General features: G+C 35.6%; 1 protein-coding gene. It reads right to left on the bottom strand.

Translation table 11 applies throughout. The annotated features are described in order from the left end of the window. Nucleotides 1-816, bottom strand: an 816-nt coding sequence (locus tag H1A14_RS23055; protein WP_194778672.1) for a DUF6896 domain-containing protein, incomplete at its 3' end; no start/stop codon positions are given. Nucleotides 817-879 lie beyond the last annotated feature (63 nt).

Genomic DNA, 879 nt, shown 5'->3' with positions numbered 1-879 from the left:
ACCAGTAGTTTTTTTCTCTGTCTCGTCTATTATTTCTGTCTTTAATGTGTCGCTAAAAAAATAAAGTGTCGTTGAATTTTCTAATTTAGGTTTTGCAATAACTCCATTTTTTATCAGCTCTTTGAACTCTCTTTCAATTTTGTCCTTGTCTTTATAGTCAGGATATTTGTTGCGTTGATTTTGTATAAAGTTTGTCAGTCTCCATAAGTCAAAACCATCGTGTCTTGGTTCAGGAAAATATGCAAAATCAAAGTCAACAATTTTGTCTTTGAAATGAGCAGCTAATCCAATTCCGTGAAAGGCGTAAAAATAAAGCCCTTCTTCAATTAATTTACCTGTCTGTTCGTATACTCTGCAATGCCAACCTTCAAGAATGTCATTGACTTTGTATTTATCTTTAAAAATTTGAACTGCTTTGTCAGCGGATAATTGATAGTCCTTGATAATGTCGAGAAGGTTGGTTCTTGTTGTTGAAATAGTTTTGGTCAACTCGTCAAACGCTGGTTGGTCACAGAGTGATTTAATTTTTTCGATTGACTTGTCTGCATATTCTTTGGAAACAAGTCCTTTTTCAATTAACTCTACGTCTTGACTAAAACTTGTAATTTCCCCCCAAATGTTATCAAGGTTAGGTCCGAATGCGTCCAAGTCGGATTTCTTTCCCATTCTCAAAAGTCCGTCTATGTCGCCACCATAATTGCGATAAATCTTAAGTCTGTCTATGTTTATTATGGTTGTCATAAATTTACTGGTAACGTCTGTCGGCTTGCTACAGTGGCGGGCAAAATAGCAATTCACTTTCGTTTCAGTTTTCAAAGTTAATAAATTTGCCTAGACCTTTCGTTTCAACTCCAAAACCCTGCCATTTTTGCAAACCGC

Source organism: Pararhodonellum marinum (genome assembly GCF_015354735.1).
In the GTDB taxonomy this organism is placed as follows: domain Bacteria; phylum Bacteroidota; class Bacteroidia; order Cytophagales; family Cyclobacteriaceae; genus Pararhodonellum; species Pararhodonellum marinum.
The sequence above is the reverse complement of the archived record's forward strand: the minus strand, read 5'-3'. Positions and strand labels throughout refer to the sequence as shown.